The organism is Pseudomonas sp. GD04058 (assembly GCF_029836855.1).
Lineage (GTDB): Bacteria > Pseudomonadota > Gammaproteobacteria > Pseudomonadales > Pseudomonadaceae > Aquipseudomonas > Aquipseudomonas bharatica.
Genome location: NZ_JAOECN010000005.1, coordinates 92,635 through 114,010, shown reverse-complemented (window position 1 = coordinate 114,010; position 21,376 = coordinate 92,635). Strand labels below are relative to the sequence as shown.

At 61.6% G+C, this 21,376-nt stretch carries 7 protein-coding genes; 6 read left to right on the top strand and 1 reads right to left on the bottom strand.

Going from position 1 to position 21,376, the window contains the following annotated elements:
* Positions 1-30: 30 nt before the first annotated feature.
* Positions 31-1,137 carry a hypothetical protein gene (locus N7650_RS06445; RefSeq protein WP_279897488.1) on the top strand — a complete coding sequence of 369 codons (1,107 nt, stop codon included), beginning with the start codon at positions 31-33 and terminating at the stop codon, positions 1,135-1,137.
* A gap of 30 nt (positions 1,138-1,167) precedes the next feature.
* Here the strand turns inward: N7650_RS06445 and N7650_RS06440 are convergent, their stop codons facing one another.
* Positions 1,168-2,472, bottom strand: coding sequence for an MFS transporter (locus N7650_RS06440; RefSeq protein WP_279897486.1), 1,305 nt, complete (start codon positions 2,470-2,472; stop codon positions 1,168-1,170).
* Positions 2,473-2,792: 320 nt separating this feature from the next.
* Between N7650_RS06440 and N7650_RS06435 the strand changes: the two genes are divergently transcribed.
* The 5 genes from N7650_RS06435 (at position 2,793) to N7650_RS06415 (ending at position 21,375) form a co-directional block, all read left to right on the top strand.
* Positions 2,793-7,937: an AAA domain-containing protein gene (locus N7650_RS06435; RefSeq protein ID WP_279897485.1), complete on the top strand. Its 5,145-nt coding sequence runs from the start codon at positions 2,793-2,795 to the stop codon at positions 7,935-7,937.
* Positions 7,938-7,939: 2 nt separating this feature from the next.
* A complete protein-coding gene (locus tag N7650_RS06430) occupies positions 7,940-9,250 on the top strand; it encodes a hypothetical protein (RefSeq protein ID WP_279897484.1) in 1,311 nt (436 codons plus the stop codon).
* Positions 9,247-9,972 (top strand): HNH endonuclease signature motif containing protein, encoded by a 726-nt coding sequence (locus N7650_RS06425; RefSeq protein ID WP_279897483.1) that lies wholly within the window; start codon positions 9,247-9,249, stop codon positions 9,970-9,972. The genes N7650_RS06430 and N7650_RS06425 overlap by 4 nt, the downstream gene beginning before the upstream one ends.
* Positions 9,969-10,421: a hypothetical protein gene (locus N7650_RS06420; RefSeq protein WP_279897482.1), complete on the top strand. Its 453-nt coding sequence runs from the start codon at positions 9,969-9,971 to the stop codon at positions 10,419-10,421. The genes N7650_RS06425 and N7650_RS06420 overlap by 4 nt, the downstream gene beginning before the upstream one ends.
* 190 nt (positions 10,422-10,611) lie before the next feature.
* Entirely contained in the window at positions 10,612-21,375 is a 10,764-nt protein-coding gene (locus N7650_RS06415; RefSeq protein WP_279897481.1) for an RHS repeat-associated core domain-containing protein, read from the top strand.
* Position 21,376: the final 1 nt, after the last annotated feature.

The window sequence follows — 21,376 nt, the reverse complement described above, 5'->3', positions numbered from 1 at the left end:
CTTGATAGCCTCCTCTCGGGGATTCCTGCCGTGAAGCGCCTCCTGCCGATTGCCCTGTGCCTGCTGCCGGTCTTCGCCCATGCCGAAGAAAAGTACCAATACGTGCGCGCCGACCTGTATTTCGACGAGCAATGGACCGTCTCGGACAAGGACATCAAGGTTCTAGAGAATATGCCCGCGCCCACCAGCCAGCAGGGCTTCGGTTTCTGCTACGGGCATTCTGCCGCTACGGTGTTCAACTACCACAACTGCCAGGCCTACAAGGAAAGCTGCACGGCGGTGGAGCCCAATCGCCTGGTGTCACCGCTGGGCGTGGCGGTCTGGGGCCAGGAGATGCCGGTCTACGGCGATGGCGGCTACAGCTTCAACAAACCCGAGGAACTCACCGAAGGCGGCAGCGCGATCCTGGCGCTATTCAATACCGCGGTAATCCGTGGTTCGGCCATCGACCAGGCCTGCATCGATGAACGGGCGTTCCTGGGCAGCCGCTATGTGGAAGACGGCAGCATCAGCGAGGCCTCGGTGGCTGCACAGCGCGAACTGCTCGGGCAGTTGCAAGCGTTCTACCGCAAGTACAACGGTAAGTTCGCCACTACCGCCGACATTCCCGAGACTGCCATGACCGAACTGCGCCAGATCGTGCCCTCGGTCGATAACCCGCAAATGACCAAGGGCCTCAATGGCAGGAAATTCGGTGAATTCCTGTTCCGGGTGGTGATCCCGGATCGCTGCAAGCGTCTGCCCAACCATGTGCTGTTCGAGCGCGACATGAAGCTGGTGGAATACCCGGACAGCGAGAAAAAGCCCCACACCTATGCCGGCGCCCTGGCCGTGATCAAAAAGGCCATCGACGGCGGCTCGCCGTTGATCCTCGAAGTGGAATGCGCGCTGAAGAAGACCGGAGCCAAGGGCTGCAGCAAGGACTTCGCCCATTCCTACGTGATCTATGGCTACGCCAGGCTGTGCGAAGCCTCGGGAGAGTGCCGCTACGGCTTGCGCCTGCGCAACAGCTGGGGCGACAAGCAGGATGCCCTCGATCGTGTGCGCTGGTACGACGCCAGACCACTGATCGAGGCGGCGCCGAAGAAAGGCGTGATTCTCGGCTGGCTGGTACCGCGGCCGAAGACCACGCCCTGACCAAGGCGGGGCAGACGGCCGCGCGATGCGTCACTCCACCCCGGCGCGGGGCACGGGCGGCGAGTGGGCGTTGTCGCACTCGGGCACCGGCGGGTGCTCCTGGGCGGCGTGGCGCAGGTCGTCGGTAACCCGCAGTTCCGCGCCGGTCGGCGAGAAGGTGGCCGAAGGCACGAACGGCGCGGGGTTGGCCGGCACCGGCCGCTTGCCGCGACGCAGCACGAAGAAGCCGACCATCGCCAGGTTGACCGCAGCGAAAGCCCAGAACAGCCCGGCCGCGCCGTAGCTGTTCATCACCGGCGAAATCGCCAGCGGACTCAAGGCCGAGCCCAGCGAGTTGATCAGCAGCATGCCCTGGATCATCGGCACCAGGGCTTCCACCGGGGCGCGGTCGGCGGCATGGCTGACCGATACCGGGTAGACCGCGAACACCCCGCCGCCGAGCAGGAACAGCATGGCCGGCAACAGCACCGAATTGGACGGCAGCAGCACGATCACCACCGACAGCACCACGCACAGCGCGGCAAGGGCGATCAGCACGTCCTGGCGGTCCTTGCGGTCGGACCAGCGGCCCACCGGATATTGCAGGAGCATGGCGCCGAGAATCACCCAGGCCATCATCCGGCCGACTTCACCCACGTCCAGGCCGATGCGTTGCAGGTACAGCGGCAGCAGGGTGTAGATCGCAGCGATGGTCACGCCCGAGCCGAAGCAACCGAACAGGCCGGTCGGGGTGACGCTGAGCAACTGGCGTGGTTTCAGTGGCTCGACATGCTCGAGTATCGGCGACACACGGGGCAGGATCACGATCGGCAGCACCGATAGCGAGGCCAGCATGCCGGCGACCATGAACGGCGCCATGTCGCCCATATTGGCCAACTCGCCCAGGCCGGCCTGGCTGAGTACGCCGGCGCCGTAGAAGGCGATCATGTACAGCGCCAGCAGGCGTCCGCGCACCTTGGTATCGCCAGCCATAAGCAGCCAGCTCTCGATCACCAGAAACACCCCGACCGTGGCCCAGCCGTTGATCAGGCGCAGCAGCATCCAGCCCCAGGTATCGACGAACAGGCCTTGCAGCAGGATGGTCACGGCAATCAGCGAAGCGAAGCTGCTGTAGGCACGGATATGGCCGATGCGCAGGATCAGGCGGTCGTTGAATACGGCGCCCAGGGTCAGGCCGATGAAGTAGGCGGACGACACCATGCCGATCAGGGTGGCCGACTCGCCGGCCTCATCCAGGCGCAGGGTGGTCAGGGAAGACAGGAAGCCGTTGCCCAGGGCCATGATGAACAACCCGAGCAGGGGTGCCAGCGCCATCGCCAGCAAACGCGGAGACATACTTACCTCGAAAGTCGATTGAACAGCGGACAGACACCCTCGGGACGCGCGCGCATGTCAGCCGGACCGTTGCGGGCCGGGGCTGCTGGTTTTTGTTGGGGTTATCGCTGCTCGATGCGATGAGGCGAAAAAGGGGCGGCGAATTCTACTGGTTTTGCCCACTGCGCCAACAGATGTAAGGGGGTGTGGCAGAGTGTCGCAGTGGCGCGACATGGCTGATTGATATCATTCTGGGCCCGCATTCTTGCACGGTCTGGCTCCTCGAGGGGTATGATCCCGGCTGCCGCGAGGCGATGGAACGGCTCTGATCAGGAACAGGCATGTCGAACAGCAAAACCGAGGCCCCTTCGGAGAAGGCCCTCAACTACGCGAAAGTGTTGGCCAGCCGCTTCAAGGTGCCGCTGGGTCAGGAGCAGCAGGAGGATCGCGAGGCGTGTGGCGCGTTCATCAACGAGTGGCGCGCCGTCGATCGGAAGCATTGGTGGGCACTGAAAAAAGATGTCAGCGACCTGGCAGCCGCCTTGCCAGGCGTGGTCAGCCAGGCGGAGCGAGACTCGGCGCTGACTTCCTTCACCCTCGCCGATGCATTGCGCCGCCGCTGTCTCGAGGAACATTCCGAGGCGTTGCTGGCGGCATTGATCAATGGCATGAGCCAGGTACCAGCAGGGCTGTTCGAGGAGATTCTTGCCGAGGAAGGCCCCGAGGCCCGCTTCCAGTACCTGCGCGAGCGGGTAAAGGACAAGCGGGTCGGTTATTCGCGCATCCGCCCCGACTCGCTGCACAGCATCCAGGACAAACTGCTTGCCTACTGGATCGAGGGGCTGCAGAGCACGGCGTTCGACTCGCTTGGCAACCTGGAGAACTGCCTTGGCAAGCAGCGACATTTCACCAGCCTAGGTGCCGTGTACGATGCCTTGCGCAACACGCCGATGGAAAAACTCAAGCTGGACGAAAGCAATCCGCCGGTACGCACCCTGGTGCTGAAGATCTACAAGCCAGCCTCGCCGGGTGCTCAGGAAAAGCCACCGGTGGTGATCGCCGCCCTGCCTTTGGCGGCCCGGGAGCACAGTGACAAGAGCGGCCCGGGCCATCGCTGGGAGCTGGCAGACAAGAGTGCTCCGGCGTTCAATCGCCAGCAACTGGGCCCGGCGGCGACTATTCCCGGACTGATGCTGGAAAAGGTCGAGGACCTTGACCGGATGATCGAGCGACATCTCGCCAGTGCCGCCCGATCCCTCGACCTGGCTGGCGCATTGCAACTCTGGGACCGGGCCTTCGATACCCTCGTGGAAAAGTGGCCGGCCCAGGGCATGGCCGGTGTCGTCGGCTGGCTGACGCATTTCAAGGAGCTGGCCGCGCGCTCTCGGGGCAGCGGCAAGCGCGGACAAAACCCGGATCATGTGTGGCAGGTCGCCAGGTGGCAGGCCGTCTTCACCCTGGTCGACGCCAGCGCGGTGACCGGCGCGACGGCCGCGGTGTGCAACGCCTACCGGCATTTTCTTGATTCAGCCAAGAACCTGAAGCCGCGCCAGCGCGCGCTCTTCGACAGCATCGCGAGCCTGGCCGGAGGTCCACAGCAACGCTTCGATGTGGCCAGGGTGGCAACCGAGGGCCGGCGTATCCTGTCCTACTTCGGGCATATGGATTCCCGCGACGAGCGTCAGCCAGCCCAGCGCAGTGCCTATCCCCTGGACGTCGCCCAGCGCGATGCCTTGCTGGCGCTGGTCGAGACCGGTCATGGCGGCGTGCTGGCGGTCAATGGGCCCCCGGGCACCGGCAAGACCAGCCTGCTGCGCGGCGTGATCGCCAGTGTCTGGGTGAAGCCCTTGTTGCTGGCCCGCCTTGGCGAACATCCCGAATGTCCGATGATCGTTGCCTGCGCAGCGACCAACCAGGCGGTGACCAACGTCATTTCCAGTTTCAACGAAACCCCCGGCCCGGCGTTGTTCGACGAAACGGGCGAGCGTCTGGCCAACAGCAGTGTCACCCTGGAAAGCCGCTGGTTGCCGGCATTGACCTCCTACGGCTGGTACGCGCCGGCAAGCCTCGGCAAGAACGAAGACGACGGCAAGAAGGCCGGGCATGACGCGTTCCAGATCATCCATCGGGCTCATCCCGGCGAGAGCTGGAGCTTCCATGGGTGCAGCGAGCGCTTGCAGTCCTTTGACCCTGTGCTGCTGGAAAACGCCTGGCTGGATTGTGCCAGCGATCATTTCGGACAGCGTCTGAGCCTGGACAAGGCAATTCTGCGTTTGCACCGCCGGGCGCTGGAAGACTTGATCGCCATGGGTGGCGTGCAGAAGGCTGCGCAGCAGTGGCTGGACTGTGTGCCGCGCTTCAGCCTCGAGCCCGGGTGGACGGACGACCAGGAGCAGCGCCTGAATCTGCTGGACAGCGAACTGGCGACCCGTGCGCTGGCATTGGAGCGGGTAGCGCGCCAGGTTGCGCGGTTAAGGCAGCAGAAAGGCCGTCTCGCCGCGATCCGGCAAACCCCTGATCGTCTCGCTCTGGTCGTGCCGTCCGGGACAGATCGTGCGCCGGCACTGTTGCAGGCCGGCGCTCTGTTCGATCACTGCCAGGCAAGGGTCGACGCGCTCAAGCAGGCCATTGCCGGTATCGAGCAGTGGCAGGCGCGTCCCCGGCCTGGCCTGAGCAGTGCCATCGCCCGCAAGCTGGGTTGGGACAGCGAGCAGAAGGACCTGGCCAGCCTGCGGGTCGGGCTGGCCGGGCTGGACATCGAATTCGACCCCTCGGCGCCGCAACAGACGCGCCTGGTCGCGATTAGCCGCCTGGCGGACGAATCCCGCGAATTGCAGGTCCGTGCGGGCCGCGTTTTGGGGTTGGAACTGTCGTTGCTGCTGGGCGACAGTTGCGCTGACCTGCTCGACAATGATCCCCAGGCATTACCGGACGATGCCCTGCTGGAGGCCTGCGCCGTGCGGGTATGCACGCAATTGAGCGCTGCGGAACGTGAACTGGCCAGGGCCGAGTTCCAGCATGGCTGCGTCGAGATCGAACAGGCGGCACTCGAGCAGCAACGCAAGGCCTGGCTGCGTAATCGCGATGCCGCTCATGGTGCCCATGCCAGCCTGCGCAAGGCGCTGGCCACTGCGGCGATCAGCAGCGAGAAGATCGACGACCGGTTCGGTATCGACTTGCATGACAGCCCGCTGCAGGAATGGCTGCTGGATGCCATTGACGATGACGACCTGGATGCCTGCCGCAGGCAACTGGTCAAGCGTGTCCAGGACCTGCTCGACACCGAGGTGCGTTCGCGCTTGTTTCATCTGGCGGCGCGCTATTGGGAAGGTCGCTACCTGTTGGCCCGCCGCGACGAGCGTGAGCAGGGCAAGGACGACCCGGCCTGGCGGGCGTCCAGCGCCCGGCAGTTGCGTACCCTGGCCATGCTTGCCCCGGTCTTCGTGGTCACCGCGTTCTCCGTACCTAAATTGATGCGTGCCCAACTCTCCGGCTTCGCCAAGGGCGCCTCCAGCTACCTGTTCGGCGAGGCCGACCTGCTGATCGTCGACGAAGCCGGGCAGGGCAGCCCGGAAATCGGCGCCGCGCCGTTCCTGTTTGCCCGGCGTGCGATTGTGGTCGGTGATATAGAACAACTGGAACCGGTCTGGTCGATCAGCGCCGCAGCCGATGGCGTGCATGCCGGGCACTATCGGCTCGACACCGAACTGGCCGCGGATGACAGCCAGCGCAGTGCCCTGCAACGGCTTGGCGATTCCGGCAACCTGATGTCCAACGGCAGTGTGATGCGCATGGCCCAGCGTGCATCGGCCTGGAGCGACCCGCGCTTCGGGGTCAAGGGCCTGACCTTGACCAACCACTACCGCTGCCTGAAACCGATCATCGAGGTGTGCAACGACCTGGTCTACCACGGTGCCCTGGTACCGTCGCGAAAGGAACCTGAAGTGGCCAGCCTGTTCCGCCCCGAGCTCAAGCGCCTGGCCTGCCTGGTGGTCGAGGATGCGGTGGACACGCGCAACCCCGGTGGGTCACGGCGCAACCGCCAGGAGGCGACCCTGATAGCGGCCTGGATCAAGGAGAACGCCGGGGCCCTGGTTCGCCATTATGATCCCCAGGGCAAGAAGGGCCTGCGCTTGAAGGATGTGGTGGCGGTGATCACACCCTTCACCGGACAGATATCGGTGGTGCAGGCGGCCATGGCGGCGGCCTGGGGCTTCCCGCGCTTCGACCCCAAGGACGAAAGCCAGCCCTATCACGGTATGACCATCGACACCGTGCACTCCCTGCAGGGCGCGGAGAAACCGGTAGTGCTGTTCTCCATGGTCGAGTCGAGCCAGCCGTCCCAGGCGCAGTTCTATGACCGTGGCTGCAATCTGATCAACGTGGCGATTTCCCGCGCCAAGGACCTCTTCATTACGGCCATGAGCCAGGCCGCGGTGGACTACGCTCGCGCTTTGCCGGACCCGACAAGCGACCAGGCCCGCTCGTTCAAGGCCAGCGACTACCTGTGGCACGCCACGGTGCACCAGGGCTCACGGCTGAATGGCCGGCACCTGGTACTGGTGGAGTCGCCGAAAAAGTGCGCGGTCATTCATCAGGCACTGGGCAATTCCATCGAATGGGTGGTGTGCGCAACCCAGGGCAACATCACCGGCCTGGCAGACGCCCGGCAATGGTCGATCCGTGACGCCGCATTACCGCAGTGGCAGGCCCTGACCCCGCCCGCCGAGCAGACCCTGGCCCGGGTCGCACGGCTGTGGCCCGGCCTGCAAAGCCTTTACCTGGCCACCGACCCGGACACCGAGGGCGAGCAGATCGCCTGGCAGCTGCTGCGTATCCTGCAGGAGAAGGTGGCTGCGGCTGACATCCAGGGCGCACCGGCGATCCGTCGCATGCGTTTCCATTCACTGCTTGAGCAAGACATCCGTTACGCCAGGGACCAGGCGGGGCAAGGGCTGGACGCCGGCAGGGTGAAAAGTGCGCTGACACGGGCCTTGCTCGATGCGCTTATCGCTGTCGAATACCCCGCCCGCCTGGGTGTCCAGGCGGGCGAGGCCGGCTACGCCGCCGGAGTGGGGCGCCTGCAACTGGGGATTCTTGACCTTGTCAGGCGCCATTCGGCGCGCAAGACTGCCAGACGGGTGCGGGTTGAGATTCCCGTGGACTTCGCCCAGCCCGTCGAAGCCGTGATCCTGCCCAAGGACAGCGCATCGGCTGCGCAGGAGATTGCCGCCGTCGCACCGGAAAAGGCCGAAGGCTATGCCAGCGCCTGCCAGGAGCGCCTGGGGCAGGCTCATATCCGCGCCATGAGCATCCGCCGACAAATCCATCAGATGCCGGCCTATCCGGGCCTGGATACAGCGGGCTTGCTGGCGCTGGCCTGGCGCGCCGGATACGTCGAGCCCGGTGTGGCAATGGAACACCTGCAACGCCTGTATGAAGGCCATGTGGCAGCGGCCGGCGCGCCGGACAAGGAAGGAGACTGAACATGGCGGTTTCAAGCGATAGCGCGCACCCGATGATCGAACCGCTGGATTATCAGCTGACGCCCGAGCTGGCCACCGAGCGCATGGATGGTCAAGACCTGGCCCTGTATTCGCTGGTCTGGCGCGCCGCGGTGGCGACCCTGGCGGAAGGGCCGGTACTGGTCGAGACGGTGATCGACCTGGTGGCGGGGACCGGCGCTGAACCTTCGGCAACCGATGTGCGTTTGCGCATCCAGGGGCTGGACCCGCTGTATCCGAGCGGGGAGGACGGCAGCTGGGGGTTGTTGCTGCCGGAGGAGGTCATGGCCCAGGCCCGTCTCGAGGGCCTGACGGGCCAGGCGCTGCCGGCGGCATTGCGCGAGGCGATCGATGCGCTCGGTACCGGCCAGCTCGATGCGCAGGGGCGGCGGGTGCACGGTGACGCAGCCTGTGCACCGGTCAAGGCCCTGCTCGGCACCCCGTCCACCTGGCGCGCGGTCATTCGCCCCGGCAGCGAGGTCTATGGCTATGATCGACTGCTGCACGATATGGCAGCAGAACAGGTCGGGCGCCCTTCGACCTACGCATCGGGCATTGAAAGCGCGCTTGGCAGTGAATTGCTCGACTGCGAAGTGGAGGATGCGCACCTGGTGCTGACGAGCGCAGGGGAGAAGCTGCTGCAGCGGGTGGCAGCGAGCGCGTCGCAGGAAACCGGTGGCCAGGTCGATGCCGATTTCAGCCGCGACCTGGCACTGGCCCTGGAGGCGATCGAGCGCGATCCGCGGTTGGCTGGTGCCACCCTCAGGCGCTTCAGCCAGCGTGCCCTGGGTGTCGAAGCGACAGCGCTGGCGGACTGGCTGGATGCTCTGGAAATCGAGGGTGAAAGCCTCGACGAGGCGCTGGCCAGGGCCGAGCGCAGTTTGCCGGTGGCCGATAGCTGGGAGACGGTACAGCTACCCGAGGGCTTGAATCCCAAGGCGTTCGGTGCCGACTTCGACGCGCTGCTGCAGGCTCGCGAGCAACTGGATCACCACCTTGCAACGCCGGATCGGCGCGCCTGGCAACGGCTTGACGGGCGTCAGCGCGCGGCGCGGCGTCTACGCGTGCTGAGTCAACAGGGAAGGCTGGAGACCTGGATCGCTGCCGCATCACGCGACTTGTTGCTGCGCTGGTGGATCGACCTGTCCCCCCAGGAGCCCGCCCTGAAGGAAGCAGAGGTGGCTGGCTGGCCCTGTATCGACCTTGAACAGAGCCCGGCGCTGCAGTCGCTGATCATCGATCTTGGTTCACGGTTGACACTGTGGCCTCTCACCAACAAGGAGGTTCCTGCATGATTTCCTATCCCCGGACCGCAGGCAAGCTGGCCGCGCTGCTGAAATCGGGTTACGACGCCGTACTGGATCAGATTCGCCAGAAGCAGGTGCTGGTGAACGTCAAGGAGTTCCTCAGGGCCCGCACCCGGGAACTGGCGAACACCAGCGCGCTGCAACGACCCAACGATCAGTTGCTGGACTGGTTCAATGCACGCAAGGCAAGCGGCCTGGCGGACGCTGCAATCGTCTATCACCCCAAAGGCGCGTGCATGTTGCACGGCTTCACCATCGAGGCAGTCCCCTATACCCGCAAGCTGGATCGAGCCCTTTATGCCAGCGAGCGCGCCAGATTCGATAGCGTAAGGCCGGCATGGCTCAAGAGCGTCGCGCTCAGTCACCGCCAGGAATTGCTTGATGCCGGCTTGAGCGCCGCCGTCGTCGACAGGATGGAAAAGGACGGCAAGGTTCCACCGGGCTACGAGGTCCATCACCGGTTGCCGCTGGATGACGGGGGCACCAACGCCTTCAGTAACCTGATCCTGATGCGCAACGACATCGAGCATATCGCTGTCCATGGTCGCTACAACCCGGGGGAGAAATTGATCCATGCCACCGCCTATGGGGACATGGTCACCGCCGTGATGCCGCTGCCACCCCAGGGCGCCCTTATCTATCCGGACCCGAGCCGCCAATGGGTCTCGGAGCGGGTACCCAATATTCAGCTTTACGAGATCTATAAATGAGCGACGACCGTATCGAACGCTACGTGCGCCTGATGACCGACTACCTGCCTGAGCCGATGCGTCCGCCGCCTTGCCCGCCTGCGGTGGTGGAAGAGACCTTCATGCGCTTCGACCAGGCCTTCGGCAGCCCATTGCCGGCCGTGTATCGGCAGGTATGGGGGGTGGCCGACGGAGTCAATCACAACGGTCTGACGATCTGGCCCGCCCGGCATCTCGGGTTCCCGTTCCAGCAAACGCTGATCGATGCCAACCGCGACCGTCGCGACCTGTTCGACGAGAACTTGCTGTACCTGGCGCAGCTCGACGAAGAGTTCTACGTATGCGACACCCGTACCGGGCACTACCAGGCTATTGAAATGGTGGGCATGCCGGTATGGAAGTCGTTCGCCAGCGCCGAAGAGATGTTCCTGTTCCTGCTTGAGCGGGCCTGGGGCGAAGCGATCCGGTGACGGGCACCGGCAGGCCGCTGCCCTTCCCGCACAGGCACTGTATAACCACCCACCTGATATTTCTGTCAGTTGTGAGCCTGTCCGGCCCGCTCTAGCGTTAAGCGCATCTCTCCCTTTCTTGTGGTTTCCGCGTCGGCCCGACGATGCCTTCCGCAGCCGTCCTCCGATGCTTATCCGAGGAGTGTGTGCAATGGGCTCTAGTTGGAAAGATCTGGGCGAAGTCTGGTCGGGCCGCGATCTGGCCGAAGGCGAGCGGGTCACCGTCAATGTGTTCGACAAGGCCACGCAGGCCGTGCTGGAGCAGACCACCTTCGTGCCCAAGCCCGGGCGCCTGGACCAGTACACCTGGGTGATGGACCTGTGCGAGCAGGTCAATGCCCAGTTGAAGCTGATCCGTGCCGGTGTCCAGGTGGGCGACAAGCTGGAGATCCAGAACAGCGGCTATCTCAACAAGTTCTGGGGTATTACCGACAAGGATGTGCAGGTCATTACCACGGCGCCTCGCAAGAACAACTGGAGCACCGAGAAGCGGGTCAATATCGACATTGCCCAGATCATCAAGATCGGCTCCACCCTTCGCCTCGACGTGCGCAACGCCAAGGGCAGCGTGCTGGAAACCATCACCTTCGTCGCGAGCCCGGGCCGCAACACCGGCGGCCTGTGCGGCAAGGACTTCGCCATCCAGATCAACGAGAAAAGCGCCTTTGTGCGGGCGGGCAGACAGAATAACCAACTGATCGAGCCCTTCTGGGACCCCGGATCGAACTTCATCTGGATACCCTTCAACGCCGATTTCACCGTGACCTACACAGTGGACGAGTCGCAAGGCTGGACGGAACTGGGCGAAGTCTGGTCGGGCCGGGATCTGGCCGAAGGCGAGCGGGTTACGGTGAATGTGTTCGACAAGGCGACACAAACCGTACTGGAACAGATCACCTTCGTGCCCAAGCCCGGGCGCCTGGACCAGTTCACCTGGGTGATGGACCTGTGCGAGAAGATCAATGCCGAACTGCAGTTGATCCGTGCCGGGGACGGCAACAACGGCGAGTGGGTGATCCGCAACAGCGGTTACCTCAACAAATACTGGAGCATCACCCCGCGCGAGGTGCAGGTCATCACCACGACCGCACGCTATGACAACTGGACCACCGCGAAGCGGGTCCATATCGACCTGAGCGAGGAAGTCCTGCTCGGTGCCACCCTCCTGCTCAAGGTGCACAACGCCAAGGGCAAATTGCTGGAGACCGTAAGCTTCAAGCCGACCGCCGGGCGTACCACGCCCGGGCTCTGCAGCAAGGACTTCGCCATCGAGATCAACAAGAAAAGCGCCTATGTGCGGGCGGGCAGGCAGAATAGCCAACTCATCGAGCCCTTCTGGGACTCCGGATCGAACTTCATCTGGATTCCATTCAACGCGGACTTCACCGTAAGTTGGTCGATCGACCTGTCTTCCCTGATCGATCTGGGCGAAGTCTGGTCGGGCCGCGATCTGGCCGAAGGCGAGCGGGTCACTGTCAACGTGTTCGACAAGGCCACGCAGACCGTGCTGGAGCAGACCACCTTCGTGCCCAAGCCCGGGCGCCTGGACCAATACACCTGGGTGATGGACCTGTGCGCGCAGGTCAATGCCCAGTTGAAACTGATCCGTGCCGGTGTCCAGGTGGGCGACAAGCTGGAGATCCAGAACAGCGGCTATCTCAACAAGTTCTGGGGTATTACCGACAAGGATGTGCAGGTCATTACCACGGCGCCACGCAAGAACAACTGGAGCACCGACAAGCGGGTCAATATCGACATTGCCCAGACCATCAAGATCGGTTCCACCCTTCGCCTCGACGTGCGCAACGCCAAGGGCCGCGTGCTGGAAACCATCACCTTCGTCGCGAGCCCGGGCCGCAACACCGGCGGCCTGTGCGGCAAGGACTTTGCGATCGAGATCAACAAGAAAAGCGCCTATGTGCGGGCGGGCAGGCAGAATAACCAACTGATCGAGCCCTTCTGGGACCCAGGATCGAACTTCATCTGGATACCCTTCAACGCCGATTTCACCGTGACCTGGGCAGTGGACGAGTCGCAAGGCTGGACGGAACTGGGTCCAGTCTGGTCGGGCCGCGATCTGGCCGAAGGCGAGCGGGTTACGGTGAGTGTGTTCGACAAGGCGACACAAACCGTACTGGAACAGATCACCTTCGTGCCCAAGGCTGGACGCCTGGACCAGTACACCTGGGTGATGGACCTGTGCGAGAAGATCAATGCCGAACTGCAGTTGATCCGTGCCGGGGACGGCGACAACGGCGAGTGGGTGATCCGCAACAGCAGTTACCTCAACAAATACTGGGGCATCACCCCGCGTGAGGTGCAGGTCATCACCACCACTGCCAACGGTAACAACTGGACCACCGAAAAGCGGGTCCTTATTGACCTGCGCGAGGAGGTCCTGCTCGGTGCCACCCTCCAGCTCAAGGTGCACAACGCCAAGGGCAAATTGCTGGAGACCGTAAGCTTCAAGCCGACCGCCGGGCGTAATACCCCCGGTTTCTGCGGCAAGGATTTCGCGCTCGAGATCAACAAGACCAGCCTCTATGTGCGAGCAGGTTACAAGGAAGGAGCCCTGATCAAGCCCTATGCGGAACACTTGCAGAACTGGATCTGGATGCCGTTCAACGCGGATTTCACCGTGAGCTGGTCGATCGACCTGTCTTCCTTGATCGATCTGGGTCAAGTCTTGTCAGGCCGTAATCTGGCCGAAGGCGAGCGGGTCACCGTCAATGTGTTCGACAAGGCCACGCAGGCCGTGCTGGAGCAGACCACCTTCGTGCCCAAGCCCGGGCGCCTGGACCAGTACACCTGGGTAATGGACCTGTGCGAGCAGGTCAATGCCCAGTTGAAGCTGATCCGTGCCGGTGTCCAGGTGGGGGACAAGCTGGAGATCCGGGGCAGTTCCTATCTGAACAAGTTCTGGAACGTCTCTGATCGCGAGGTGCAGGTCACTACCACCACCGCCAACGGTAAGAACTGGACCACCGCGAAGCGGGTCCATATCGACCTGCGCGAGGAGGTCCTGCTCGGTGCCACCCTCCTGCTCAAGGTGCATAACGCCAATGGCAAATTGCTGGAGACCGTACGCTTCAAGCCGACCGCCGGGCGTACCACGCCCGGGCTCTGCAGCAAGGACTTCGCCATCGAGATCAACAAGAAAAGCCTTTATGTGCGTGCAGGCTTCAATAGCGGGCCCCTGATCCAGCCCTACCCGCAAGCCCTGGAGAACTGGATCTGGATTCCGTTCAACGCTGATTTCACCGTGAGCTGGTCGATCGACCTCTCCTCCTTGCAGTTGCTGGGCCAGGTCTGGTCGGGTCGCGACCTGGCCGAGGGCGAGCGGATCACGGTCAACGTGTTCGACAGGGCGACGCAGACCGTACTGGAGCAGACCACTTTCATGCCAAAGGCTGGCCGCCTGGGCCAATACACCTGGGTGATGGACCTGTGCGCGCAGGTCAATGCCCAATTGAAGATGATTCGTGCCGGCGTTCCGGTAGGCAACAAGCTGGAGATCCCGGGCAGTTCATATATGAACAAGTTCTGGAACATCACTGACCGTGAGGTGCAGGTCATCACCACCACCGCCAGCGATAAGAACTGGACCACCGACAAGCGCTTGAACATCGGCCTCACCCAGGAAGTCCCGATGGATGCCACCCTCGAACTCAAGGTTCACAATTCGAAGGGGGAACTGCTGGAGACCGTGAGCTTCACGCCGACCGCCGGACGTAATACCCCCGGGTTCTGCGGCAAGGATTTCGCGCTCGAGATCAACAAGACCAGCCGTTATGTGCGCGCAGGCCACCAGGAAGGCAGCCTGATCAAGCCCTATGCGGAACACCTGCGAAACTGGATCTGGATTCCGTTCAACGCCGATTTCAGGGTGAGTTGGTCGATCGAGTCGCAAGAGCAGGACGAAGACTGGGTGATCGACGTGGTGGACACCGCGACGGAGCTGGGCGAGGTCTGGTCGGGACGCGATCTGGCCGAGGGCGAGCGGGTGACCGTCAGTGTCTTCGACAAGGACCTGCAGGTGCTTCTTGAGCAGACCACCTTCGTACCCAAGCCGGGCCACACCGGGCAGCACCTGTGGCCAATGGAAATGTGCCGGCATATCAATGCACACCTCGCGCTGATCCGCGCCGGCGCCAAGGACGATGCCGACAACTGGGGCGTTATGCATGGCGCTAACCTGAACAAGTATTGGACCTGGGTCACGCGCGAGCTCCAGGTCGTCACCACGGTGGCGAGCAACAAAAACTGGAGCAGCGACAAACGGGTGAAGATCGACATCACCCAGACAGTCGCCACGAACGCGGCACTGCGGGTCAATGTGCGCAACAAGGTCGGCGACCTGCTGGAAACCATCACCTTCACCCCGGCGTCCGGGCGCAATACCGCCGGGCTGTGCGGCAAGGACCTGGCGACCCACATCAACCAGACCAGCCTTTATCTGCGGGCCGGCGTGCAAAGCCCGGGCAACACCAGCCTGATCAGTCCCGACGAGGGGCAGTCCTCGAACTGGATCTGGAGTCCCGCCAACTCCGCTTTCACCGTGACCTTGACCACCGACACGCTGGCGGAGGCCTGCAAGATCCCCGTGGATCGCGATGCCCTGGAAGGCGAGCGCATCACCTTCTTCGCCTTCGATGACAAGGCCGACCGTTTCCTCGACCGCATCGTCCTGACCGCCCGCGCCAGCACCAAGACCCTGGCCAAGGACCAATGGCCGGCAGCGCTGGCCAAGCAGATCAATGCGTCGTCCGGCCATGCCACGGCCTCGGCCACCGCGATCAGCCGCAAATACGCCGAGTTGCGCCTGTTCACCAGCGCGCTGCACCTGGACAACTGGGTGCAGGGCACCACGATCGCCGCCAGCGCCGCGCTGACCGCCGCCGACCGTATCGTGGTCAAGGTAGCGACGACGGCCCGGGGCAACTTCTGTGAAGCGGTAACCTTCACTCCCGCTCCCGCCCGGCTGGCCGCGACCCAATGGGCCGCGGACCTGGCAACCTATATCAACGGGCACAGCCTGTACCTCAAGGCCGGGGTCAAGGACACCACGAAAAAAACCATCGTCCCCGCCGAGCACGTCAGCAACAACGTGATCTGGATACCCAAGGATTCGAAGCTGAAGGTCACCTTCGAGAAAACCCAGCTGAAGGAACTGGCGCCGATTTCCCTGGAACACGACCTGGCGAAAAGCGAGTCGTGCAAGGCCTTGGTGCTGGACGATGCGACCGATACCGTCCTGCGGGAGATGACCTTTACACCCAAAGAGGGACGTATCGGCCGCTATTTGGTACCCAGTGATCTGGCCGCACTGGTCAACAGCCGCACCGAACTGGTGAGGGCAGGGCAGAAAAACGGCGATGCCATGCCGGCACCGGTAGCCAGCTTCCACGCCAACAAGATCTGGAGCCATGCCAGCAACGTCCGCGCCTTCACGACGCTGAACGATATGTTGAACTTCGACAAGGGCAGCGCCATCGGTGACCGTGACCTGTTCGAGGACGAGCAGGTCACGGTGATCGTCAAGGGCATTAAAAGCGGACGTATCCTTGAAAGCATGGCCTTCATCCCCGAGGACGGCAGGCTGAGCCTGGCGAAGTGGTCCGGGGATCTGGCAGGCCAGGTCAACGAGCGCAGCAAGTTCATCCGGGCCGGATGGGAAAACCCGGATGATCATCGGATACAGGCGAAGTACGAGGCGGACGCGAACTCGTTCTGGATTCCCAAGGGTTCGGGGCTGGAAGTGGAGATGCTGGTTTACACCGGGTTTGCCTTGCCTAAGCCGGGGATGAGCAATGAGGCACGGGAGTTGTTTGAGCAGTGTGTGGAGGCGAAGAAGTATATTACGGTGGATGCGCAGACAGGGGAGGGAATCTTGCGGGTCCCGGTAGTCGACTTATATGCCGATGATAGCCTTAAAGATCCGTTGAAAGTCTCCCTGGTATACGACAAGCTTTCAGGTATGAAAATACAACTAGGCGAAGGAATTCGTCGAGCGGAGTTTATGCGAGGGACGAACATTTTGACTTTGCGAGACGGCCGAAAAATTACGATCGCTCCGTCAACGGATCCATTCAATGGTGGCGACTTCAAGTATGACGTACATGAGGAATATCCTGAGAGCCCCTTTGGGCCTTACGCGAGCATAACCTATAAAGATGGATTGATTGAATGGTATGACTTTATCAAGGTCCACACTGCTTGGTATATTTTAATTCTTAAAAAAGTCACACTCCCTTCAGGAGCGACTCTGTCACTTGCTTATGAGGGGGTTAAGCTGAAAGAGATAAAGTCCATCAACAATACCCTAGTGAAGGTAGAGTGGTTTGAGGATGATTCGGAGAAAGATACGTCCTCTTGGGATGTTCAGGAAATTTCGCACAAGATCAAAGCAATAACGATTTTTCCAGATGTTCCTGCCGAAAAAATAGAATATTCGCTGACTGCAGTGCAGCCTTCGTCGGAGGAAGTAAAGTTTGAGATAAAAGGAGACAAAGCACTCGCAAAAGTGTCTTATGTGGTAACGCGAAATAGCTCTGGAATGTTAACTGGCATTGATATAGAGCAGCAATACGCTGTTGTGGCCGATAACAATGAATTCATCGAAAAAAGTCTCTATCAAGAAAGCCTGGAATACCTTGAGAACAAAGTCAGTCGCCATACCATCTCCCCAGGTGGAGATTTGGATTCACTCGTTCAGGAATATATTTACAGCGGAACCTTGACCACGCTTAGCGGCTATTTCAAGAATGCTTCCCCCCGAACGAGCTACGTGCGTCAATTCGAGTTTCTTGATCATCACTCCGTTGCCGAAAGCCATGGCAGCACGGCAGCGCCCTACAGCAAGCGACGCAGCCAACGACTCGACACCACGGAGAACCGCGTCATTAACGAAACCTGCATTTGGGAAGGCGATGTTCTGGTCGATCGCCAGACCTTGAGCGTGGACGCCGTCGGTAATCCTGTCGAACGCATCAAAAACGATGAAATCACGCGCTGGACCTATTACAACAATTACCAGCAATTCACCGTCACCGAGACCGAGGTCAAGGTCCAGGACTGGAGCTTCTTCGCCTGTCTGTTCATGCCCGTCGATTACGCCAGTGGTATCGGTGCAGCATTCGCGATCGGCGGCAAGGGCGGAATGACCTGGGGCACACGCATCGACAGCACGGTCGGTATGACGCCGGCACTCAATGACTATGCGAAGACTGCGTTCAACCTGCCGGTGAAGATCACCCATTGCGGCAGTCGCCGACCCTTCTCCGGCGAGGCGGAGTCCGAGTTGGTCAGCCGCAGGATCGGCGACAAGGAAGTGCCCCAGCGCCTGACTTTCTACGGATACGACAAAGTCGCTGGCCAGATCCGTGCCAAGCAGAAGCTGACGATTCTCCAGCCCGATTGCACCGAGATCGATGTCACTGCAATGCAGTACAAGGTCGCTGAAACAGCCGCGAAACCCTTCATCGAAAGCCTGAAGAAGCAGATCGCGGACTCCGAAGGCGAGACCAAAACAGCTTTCGAAAAGATGTTGAAGGACCTGACCTACAGTCTTAGGGTGCAAAGTGAGGCCAACGCCCGGGGCCTCAAGCTCAATAGCTGGAAAACGGCCTCAATGACCCTGGAGACCTACGAGTACCACACCGAGGTGGACAAGCCGGGCTATGGCACGGTCAAGTCCACCGAGACGGTGCAGATCGACTCTACGGGAGAGTTGGTGGAGTCTTCCCGGGTCAAGACCGAGTTTGCGTACACGGTTGACCCCACTGATGCCAACCGGCTGACGATCACCACCACGGTCTCGCGCAAGGGTGATACCAGCATCACCTCCAGCCAGACCCGCTCGCGGCTCACCGGACGCCTGCTGGGCAGTACCGACACCGAGGGCAATGTCACCGTGCGGACCTATGATCCGCAAGGCAACCTGACCAGCGAGACAGTTACCGACCCCAGCGGCGCCACCCGCAAAACCACCCGCACCCTGGTGCGTGGCCTGCTCTGGCAACACGACATGGTCCAGGACGGCATCACCACCCGTATCGAGCTCGATGTACTCGGTCGCAAGGTGGCCGAGGCGGTGAAGCCCGACAGCAAGTTCCTCGAAACCAGGCGCTGGACATACGACCCCCTGGGACGCATCGCCAATTGCGTGGAAACCGACTACGGCCCTGACGACGCGAGGATCGCCATTCGTGAAAGTACTCGGGATTACGATGAACTGACGGGCAAGGTTTCCCTCATCAACCTGCTCAAGGACGGGGCTGGTGCGACGGTCGACAAGATCTACCAAGAGCAGACGCCGTTGCTGCGGGGTGAGCGTTTCGTCCAGGCGGCCTTCAGCGTGGAACGCCAGTACAACCCTAACAAGCGCATCATGACCGAGCTCTACACCTACAAGGGGATGGACAGCGGCAAGATCGAGCGCACCATGTCGCCCGAGGGGCTGACGAAGTCGGTCCGCTACCTGACGATCGACGAAGCGAATACCGCAACGGAGCAGGACAAGCAGGACTTCGAGTACGACGGGTACGGCCAGTTGACCAAGGTCACGCCGACGTTTGGCGCTGCTACCACCTATAAGTACGACAGTGCCGGCCGCCTGTGCAGTACGATCCGGGACGGCGTGCATTTCAAAAACGCCTATGAGCCCACCACGCTTGCTCCGGTGGCGGGCGAGAGCTCCGTAAAAAGTGGGGACTACGCATACGAGCTGGGCAAGCAGGATGTCGATTTGCTGGGGCGTCCTCTCAACCAGACGGTTGCCAGCCGGAAAACCGAATTCAAGTACACCGGTGCTTCCACCCAGGCAGCGCTCAAGACCGCAGTGAGCGGCCCCCCTGCATTGAGCGGCTATGAATCCAGCCACGATAAGAAGACCCGCACGATGACACAGAAGCTTGGCAACAAAAGTTCCACCGTTGTCTTCAGCACCGGTGGACGGGTCGTCAGCTTCACCGACCTGACGGGGGCGAAAACCACTTATGAGTATGATTTCTCCAATCGCCTGATCAAGTCCAGCAGTGAGCACTGCATCTGCACCTGGTCCTATCACGGCAATGGCCTGCTGGGGCAGGAAACCATCACGGCGGTGAAGGAGAAGAATCTGACCATGACCGTGAGATATACCTATGACGGCCTTGGGCAGGAAATCCGGCGCACCTTTGATTGCCCTGGTGTAGACAGGCTGCAACTGGATCGCACGCTGCTTGGAGACGGGCGCTTGAAAAAAAGCGTGCTCAAGGTAGCAGACAAGGATAAGTACACCGACTCCTACGAGTACGACAATGCGTTGCGGCTATGTAAGTGGGACGAGAGCGAGCGCGAACGTCCATCGCTTCAATTACGCTGGAGAACCTGGACCTACGATGCATTAGGGAACGTGACCAAGAAGATCGACCCGGTCGCTAACTTCACGGAAACCTTTAAGTACGACGAAACGAAAAAAGACCAACTGAGAAAAAGCGAAGGCTTCCTGGCGAACGAGAGTGAGCCGGTCGGGGATGTTGGCAGCGAGTGCGAGTATGACGAAGCCGGCCGGACGATCAGAGACTCCTTAAAACGTAGGTACAGCTATTACGACAACGGACAGATCGACACCTTACAGAAATTCAAATTATTCACCTTCAGCTATGACAAGGAAGGGCGAGTGCGTGGTGGCGTCTATGGCGACTTCACTTATACCTATCATTACTGCGGCGACAGAGTATACGCCCTGGAAGTCAGCGACTCCGATACCAACGCCAGCCCCAGGCAACGTAGCCATGTACTGCGCAATGAAAGCCCCTCCTGCCTGATGCAGGACACCGACCGGGATGGCACAGCCAGCCGGTCCTTCGAATTGCGCGATGCCAGCGGCACGGTTTTTGCCAGTGTCGACCTGGCGACCAAGTCCATCACCTATTTCCGCTACGGCCCCTATGGCGAGCGTTACGAAGGTGAGCATGAAAACAACTGGCTTGGCTTCAAGGGAGAGCCGTTCAATGCGCTTGGCCTATACCACCTTGGCAATGGCTACCGCTTGTATGACCCCATCCTCGGCCGCTTCCTGACCCGGGACAGCAAGGCCCCGTTCAGTATCGGTGGCGCCGCTGGCTATGTGTTCTGCAACGGCGATCCGGTGAACTACAAGGACCCCAGCGGACACGAAGTAGTTGCCGAGTACTCCCGCTGGGGAACGGTGCCGGCGATCCAGAGCACAGCGTTCCGTATCGTGATCGGGGCTATTGGCGTGGTGCTGGCGCCATTCACGGCGGGTACATCGATGCTGCTGGTAGTAGCCACCACAGCCCTGGCGGCGATTTCCTTCGCTTTCGACGTGGCCTCGATCATCGTTTCGCAAAGCGACCCGGAACTGGCCAAGACCCTGGAGGCCTGGGGCCAGGCCTTCGGCATCGCCGGGGCCGCCGCCGGCATCGCCATGACCGTTCACGGCTGGAAGAGCATACCGCGCAACTGGTTCCGCCCACGGGGCGGACCGTCGTCGCGGGCTCCGGTGAAACCGCTGGGTTCGGCGACCCGCCAGCTGAGCGCCGGAACGCAGCGCGCTATGAAGGAACTGACCGAAATGTTGGTGCAGGATGCCAGGGCAGCAGGCAAAACCCGGACGCTCAGTGCCATGTACATGGATGCCGAGCCGAGCATGGTGGGTGCCAGCGTGGCCCCGGGCCTGGGTCTCAATACGCGCTTCCACCGGCGTGCAGGCAATGCAGCCAAGAACCTGTACAAGGGTACCGTCGGCAAGTTCGACGACGCGTTGCTCGATTTCCCGGGGCATATCCTGGACCTGTATACCGGCCCTAATGTGATCGTGCAGAAGTTCGTCCCGCCGATGGTCAGTGAAACCGAGATCAAATCGCTGGTGGCGTTGCCGTTGCCGGGGCTGGAGGAGCTGTTCAAATAGT

Coding starts and splice junctions, on each gene's coding strand:
- N7650_RS06425 (WP_279897483.1), top strand. CDS start 9,247: ATGATTTCCTATCCCCGGACCGCAGGCAAGCTGGCCGCGCTGCTGAAA.
- N7650_RS06415 (WP_279897481.1), top strand. CDS start 10,612: ATGGGCTCTAGTTGGAAAGATCTGGGCGAAGTCTGGTCGGGCCGCGAT.
- N7650_RS06420 (WP_279897482.1), top strand. CDS start 9,969: ATGAGCGACGACCGTATCGAACGCTACGTGCGCCTGATGACCGACTAC.
- N7650_RS06435 (WP_279897485.1), top strand. CDS start 2,793: ATGTCGAACAGCAAAACCGAGGCCCCTTCGGAGAAGGCCCTCAACTAC.
- N7650_RS06430 (WP_279897484.1), top strand. CDS start 7,940: ATGGCGGTTTCAAGCGATAGCGCGCACCCGATGATCGAACCGCTGGAT.
- N7650_RS06440 (WP_279897486.1), bottom strand. CDS start 2,472: ATGTCTCCGCGTTTGCTGGCGATGGCGCTGGCACCCCTGCTCGGGTTG.